The sequence below is a fragment of the Nocardia sp. NPDC005745 genome (genome assembly GCF_040630775.1).
GTDB lineage: Bacteria > Actinomycetota > Actinomycetes > Mycobacteriales > Mycobacteriaceae > Nocardia.
Genome location: NZ_JBEXYF010000103.1, coordinates 1 through 1,085, shown reverse-complemented (window position 1 = coordinate 1,085; position 1,085 = coordinate 1). Strand labels below are relative to the sequence as shown.

The following is a 1,085-nucleotide window of genomic DNA, read 5'->3' as shown; positions in this document are numbered from 1 at the left end:
GCCGAGCAGGTTCCGGCGTCGGGTGTGGTGTCGGGTGTGGCATATCCGCAGGGGAAGACCGTGCTGGTGTTCCCGGGCCAGGGTGCGCAGTGGCTGGGCATGGGCCGGCAACTACACGCAACGTTCCCAGCGTTCGCGCGAGCATTCGACGAGACGGTATCCGCGCTGGATTCTGCGCTGAGTTGCTCGCTGCGAGACGTATTGTGGGGCGACGATCACGACGCACTCGATCAGACACAGTTCACTCAGGCAGCTCTGTTCGCCATAGGCGTCGGCGTGACCGGGCTCCTGCGGGACTGGGGCGTGCAAGTGGACTTCGTGGCCGGGCACTCGATCGGCGAGGTGAACGCCGCCCACACAGCAGGTGTGCTGTCGCTCGAAGACGCGGTGGCGCTGGTTGCGGCCCGGGGACGGTTGATGCAGGCGCTGCCCGAGGGCGGGGCGATGGTCGCGATCCAAGCAGCCGAAGCTGAGGTACGGCCTCTCCTCACCTCGCAAGTGGCCATCGCCGCAGTAAATGGACCGGACTCGGTAGTGATCTCCGGAGCCCGTGAGGACGTGGCTGCGGTCGTGCAACGCCTACAAGACGATCACCGGCGGGTGCGTTGGTTGCCGGTTTCGCACGCGTTTCACTCTCCGATGATGCGACCGATGCTCGACGAATTCGGTACCGCGATCGCCGGTCTGTCGTTCAACGAGCCCACGATCCCGATCGTCTCGAACATCGATGGCAGCTTTGCCACTGCCGATCTGGCCACGGCCCGGTACTGGGTGGAGCATGTAGGGGCGACGGTGCGCTTCGCCGACGGGCTGCAGACCCTACGCCGAGCCGACGCAACCAGATTTGTTATCGCCGGTCCCGATGGGGGACTGACCTCCTTGATTACCCAGAACATCGACAACAACTCCGCGACGACCGATCCGCTGGTAGCGGTGCCCGTGCTGGGTAAAGACCGCGACGAGACGGAAACGGCACTGCACGCACTATCACAGTTGGGTGTGTCGGGTGTGGGTGTGGAGTGGGAGTCGGTGTTGCGGGGGCGTGGGCGGTGGGTCGAGTTGCCTGCGTATGCGTTCCAGCGACG

General features: G+C 65.0%; 1 protein-coding gene. It reads left to right on the top strand.

The features are described from left to right. Window positions 1-36 precede the first annotated feature (36 nt). The coding region (locus ABZ420_RS36025; RefSeq protein ID WP_357132697.1) for an acyltransferase domain-containing protein at window positions 37-1,085 on the top strand (1,049 nt) is incomplete at its 3' end.